At 64.6% G+C, this 4,601-nt stretch carries 5 protein-coding genes; 3 read left to right on the forward strand and 2 right to left on the reverse strand.

The annotated features are described in order from the left end of the window. From EN906_RS23920 to EN906_RS23935, 3 genes are all read left to right on the forward strand, one after another. The coding region (locus EN906_RS23920) for a TAXI family TRAP transporter solute-binding subunit (protein WP_127375426.1) at positions 1-843 on the forward strand (843 nt) is incomplete at its 5' end. Positions 844-1,073: 230 nt separating this feature from the next. Next, a complete protein-coding gene (locus tag EN906_RS23930; RefSeq protein WP_127267558.1) occupies positions 1,074-3,194 on the forward strand; it encodes a TRAP transporter permease in 2,121 nt (706 codons plus the stop codon). After that, entirely contained in the window at positions 3,191-3,574 is a 384-nt protein-coding gene (locus EN906_RS23935) for a DUF1850 domain-containing protein (protein ID WP_127267559.1), read from the forward strand. Before EN906_RS23930 ends, EN906_RS23935 begins: the two co-directional genes overlap by 4 nt. A 49-nt stretch (positions 3,575-3,623) precedes the next feature. On the opposite strand, the gene EN906_RS23940 is transcribed toward EN906_RS23935, so the two are convergent. Together EN906_RS23940 and EN906_RS23945 are read right to left on the reverse strand one after the other, a co-directional pair. Then, complete coding sequence (locus EN906_RS23940) at positions 3,624-4,010, reverse strand: DCC1-like thiol-disulfide oxidoreductase family protein (protein ID WP_256754965.1); 387 nt, start codon at positions 4,008-4,010, stop codon at positions 3,624-3,626. Between the two features lie 254 nt (positions 4,011-4,264). Further along, positions 4,265-4,405 carry a hypothetical protein gene (locus EN906_RS23945; RefSeq protein ID WP_013528645.1) on the reverse strand — a complete coding sequence of 47 codons (141 nt, stop codon included), beginning with the start codon at positions 4,403-4,405 and terminating at the stop codon, positions 4,265-4,267. Between the last annotated feature and the right edge of the window lie 196 nt (positions 4,406-4,601).

Consider the following 4,601-nt stretch of genomic DNA (forward strand, 5'->3'; position numbering starts at 1 on the left):
GGCGTGTATTATCCGCTCGGCGTGGCGTTGTCGGAAATCTACGGCAAGGGCATCGAAGGCGCTCGCACCCAGGTGCAGGCGACCAAGGCTTCGGTTGAAAACCTCAATCTGCTGCAGCAGGGCAAGGGCGAGATCGCCTTTGCGCTCGGCGATTCCGTCAAGATGGCCGCCGAAGGCAATGCCGAGGCCGGTTTCCCAGGCAAGCTCGACAAATTGCGCGGCATCGCCGCCATCTATCCCAATTACATCCAGATCGTCGCCAGCCAGGAGTCCGGCATCAAGACGCTGGCCGACCTCAAGGGCAAGAGCCTGTCGGTCGGCGCACCGGCGTCGGGCACCGAACTCAATGCGCGCGCGATCTTCGCCGCCGCGGGGCTGAAATACGAGGATCTCGGCCGGGTCGAATACCTGCCCTTCGCCGAATCGGTCGAGCTGATCAAAAACCGGCAGCTCGACGCCACTCTGCAATCGGCCGGACTCGGCGTCGCCTCGATCCGCGACCTCGCCACCTCGGTGCCGATCAATGTCGTGGCGGTGCCGGCCGAGGATGTTGCGAAGATCGGCTCGCCCTATCTTTCGGTGGTCATTCCCAAGGGTACCTATGAGGGCCAAAGCGAGGATGTCGCCACCGCCGCCGTCGGCAATTTCCTCATCACCCGCGCCGATGTCTCCGACGAGATCGCCTATCAGATGACCAAGCTGATATTCGACCATCTCGACCAGCTTGCCGCGGCCCATGCCGCCGCCAAGGCGATCGACCAGGCCAAGGCGCTCGACGGCATGCCAGTGCCGCTGCACCCCGGTGCGGAACGGTATTACAAGGAGAAGGGATTGTTGAAGTAGCGGAGCATGGCTCGGCTATCGGAGATGCACTCGCCAGGCGTCCCCCTCTGCCCTGCCGGGCATCTCCCCCTCAAGGGGGGAGATTGGCCGTCACCATACCTTTCGCCATTCGCTAGCGTTGCAGAACGTGCGCAGACACCGACGCTGCTGATCTCCCCTGAGGGGGAGATGTCCGGCAGGACAGAGGGGGGCGCCTCGCACTACACTTCGCTCCTTCTGGAGACAGTCGGATGAGCGAAGCATCGTCTGGAACAACGACCGACGGCAAATCCACCACCTTCCATCTGCCTGCCGTCGAAGAACAGGTCGAAGGCCTGCCACCCGGCTTCGGCGACGGCATCGCCGGCAAGGCCGCCTTTCTCATCGCCGTCGCCTTTTCCGTGTTCCAGATCTATGTCGCCGCCTATGGCAGCATGCCGAGCCAGGTGGTGAGGGCGATGCATGTCGGCTTCCTGCTGCTGCTCGGCTTCGGCCTGATCGCCAATCTGCGCGCCAAGAGCATGCCGGCCAAAGCAGCGTTCTGGGCGCTCGGGGCGCTCGGCTTCGGCACCGGCCTGTACAATTGGGTGTTCTACACCGACCTCATCCGCCGCTCCGGCTTCCTGACCACGCCGGATCTCATCGTCGGCGCGGTGCTGGTGGTGCTGGTCTTCGAGGCGGCGCGGCGGCTGATGGGGCTGCCGCTGGCGATCATCGCCTTCATCTTCCTCGCCTACTGCTTTTTCGGCAACCATCTGCCGCCGCCGCTCGTCCATCGCGGCTATGATTTCGCCCAGCTGGTCGACACCTTCGCCTACGGCACCGAAGGCATCTACGGCACGCCGATCTATGTCTCGGCCGCCTACATCTTCATCTTCGTTGTCTTTGCCGCCTTTCTCGAACGCGCCGGCATGATCGCGCTGTTCAACGATTTCGCGCTGGGCCTTGTCGGCACATGGCGCGGCGGCCCGGCGCAGGTCTGCGTGCTGTCGTCGGCGCTGATGGGCACCATTTCCGGCTCGGGAGTCGCCAATGTGGTGGCCAGCGGCCAGTTCACCATCCCGCTGATGAAGCGCTTCGGCTTCCGCTCGGCCTTTGCCGGTGCCGTCGAGGCGACCTCCTCGATGGGCGGCCAGATCATGCCGCCGGTGATGGGCGCGGTCGCCTTCATCATGGCCGAGACGCTGAACGTGCCTTATGCCGATGTGGTCAAGGCGGCGATCATCCCAGCGCTGCTCTATTTCGGCGCGTGCTTCTGGCAGGTGCATCTGGAAGCCGGCAAGGCCGGGCTGCACGGCATGGCCAAGGCGGACCTGCCCAATCCGTGGGACGCGGTGAAACAGCACTGGCCGCTGGTGCTGCCGCTGGCAGCGCTCGTCTACCTGCTGTTTGCCGGCTACACGCCGATCTTCGCCGGCACGATGGGCCTGGCGCTGACCATCGTGCTCATCCTCGGCACGCCGCTGGCAGCAGCGATCGGTCCGCTCGCCTTCCGCATCGTCTTCTGGATCGCGCTCGGGCTTGCCGCCGCTTCGTTCATGAAGTTCGGCGTCAATCTCCTCGGCGCCGTCATCGCCGCACTGGTGGTCGCCTGCTTCACATTCAAGGGCGGCCGCGAGACGCTGCGGATCTGCGTCGACTCGCTCGCCGAAGGGGCCAAGAACGCGCTGCCGGTCGGCATTGCCTGCGCCATCGTCGGCATCGTCATCGGCACGCTGACGCTGACCGGCATCGCCTCGACCTTCATCGGCTGGATCATCTCCATCGGCGAGAACAATCTGTTCCTGTCGCTGTTGCTGACCATGCTCACCTGCCTGGTGCTGGGCATGGGCATCCCGACCATTCCCAACTACATCATCACCTCGTCGCTGGCCGGGCCGGCGCTACTCGAGCTTGGCGTGCCGCTGCTGGTCAGCCACATGTTCGTCTTCTATTTCGGCATCATGGCCGATCTGACGCCGCCAGTGGCGCTGGCCGCCTTTGCCGCGGCACCCATGGCTAGGGAAAGTGGCCTGAAGATCGGCATCCAGGCGACTAAACTCGCCATTGCCGGCTTCGTCGTGCCGTTCATGGCGGTCTACACGCCGGCTCTGATGCTGCAGGACGCCGGGCCGATCGCCGCCCAGTTCGGCTATCCCGTCGAGGTCGCCTACATCGTCGCCAAGGCCTGCATGGGCATCGTGCTGTGGGGTGCCGCCGCCGTCGGTTTCCTCGCCAGCCGCATGGCATTGTGGGAACGGCTCATCGCCTTCGCGGCCGGCGTGCTGCTGGTCGCCGCGGTGCCGCTGACCGACGAGGCCGGCTGGGCGCTGGCGCTGGCCTGGATCGGCTGGCACTGCTTTCGTGCGCGGCAGGCTTCAGCCAAAACATGAGCCTTTGCATCCTGGCCGCCGGCAAGATGGTGACGTTCTCCGTCGCCGCCTTTACGCTGTCCTGGACGCATTCGGTGGAACGGACGCGCTGGGAGGAAGACTGGAAGGTCACGCCTATCGGCCTGCAGCTGGTCGAGGCGCGGGTCAAGAGCTCGGGCGCCGGCATGGAGCCATCGGAAGGCGCGGTGCTGAAGAATGGCTGGTGGGCCTACACGCCCACGGTCGGCCCACAGCGGCGCGTCATACTCGCCGCCTCTGGCGCAACCGGCGACGGCTGGACGCTGTGCTCGGTTCAAGGCTGCCGGGAATTGGGCAAGGGGGCCGGCGACGCGATCGTGCTGAAGCCGTGCGAATCCACCGGTTCGAGCCAACCGCGATAACGCCCGATCAATGCGCTGAGCGGCGGCTCGTTCTCCAGCAGCCACATCCTCAGTCAAGGAACCGCTCGCGCAGCTCCGGAGAAGGAACCTCGCAGCTGTCCTTCCTGCCGAACAGCGCGTAGCGATTCCTGGCAACGCGCTCATAGAGCCAGTCGCGCAGCGGGCGCGGCAGCAGCAGCAGCGTTTTTGCCGCCCGCCAGGGCCAGCCGAGTTCCGCCATGACAGCGACGAAGCTGTCGAGCCGCGTGAAGGCGACGCCGTCGATCAGGACGAGGTTGGTTTCGTAAGAGTCCGTGCGCAGTCCATGCTTCCGAAACAGCGTTTCACCGAAGGGCGACTGCGCGGTGGCGAAGCGGAAACGGCCTTGGCGATCGAGCCTGACCACCATGCGCACGAAGCCGGAGCAGAGCACACAGACGCCATCGAAAACGATCAATCGATGGCGTGCGTCGAGAGTTGTTCCGGAGGGACGATTTGACTGGGGTCGACTGGGTTGGGAATGGTCGGTCACGCTGGCCTCGGCTGCTCGTGTCCTATGACACTAAGCCGGCCAGCGTCGGTATCAAAGCCGTGGCGATGTCGCACGGCGCCTGTCGGCGAGAGCGGGACGCTCGGCGCGATAGGTGGTGGCGCGGGTAGAGGCGGCCGGCCTGCAGATCCTGCTGTTGTGGCGATTTTCGAAAGCCATGATCAGTGCGCGCCCAGCGAGTTGCCGCGACGGGCGCAAGCAGGGCCGGGGCCGCGCATGTAATAGCGCTCGGGCCGATAGGTCGGCGCGACGAATTCGCGGATGGCGGCGGCATAGCCGATGAGGTGCGCGAGGAAGTTCATTACCCTTGTCCCTGTCCCGATTTTCGGATGTCCCTTCCGAATTGCGGTCATCATAGCGTCGAGGCGTGAATAGTCGGTGAACGTGATGTTAATATCTGGTCGAAAATGCCTCGCTTCGTGGCTGGATTGCGGCTGATTCGGGGTCTTTCCGTGCAGTTGGCCGGCATTCCGGCCAATGTGACTTTTGCATCACATA

Origin of the sequence: Mesorhizobium sp. M7A.F.Ca.CA.004.06.1.1, assembly GCF_003999135.1 — a bacterium.
Lineage (GTDB): Bacteria > Pseudomonadota > Alphaproteobacteria > Rhizobiales > Rhizobiaceae > Mesorhizobium.

Bases quoted from the DNA above. Each gene is read 5' to 3' on its own strand.
- EN906_RS23945 (WP_013528645.1), bottom strand. From the start codon at position 4,405: ATGAACTTCCTCGCGCACCTCATCGGCTATGCCGCCGCCATCCGCGAA.
- EN906_RS23930 (WP_127267558.1), top strand. From the start codon at position 1,074: ATGAGCGAAGCATCGTCTGGAACAACGACCGACGGCAAATCCACCACC.
- EN906_RS23935 (WP_127267559.1), top strand. From the start codon at position 3,191: ATGAGCCTTTGCATCCTGGCCGCCGGCAAGATGGTGACGTTCTCCGTC.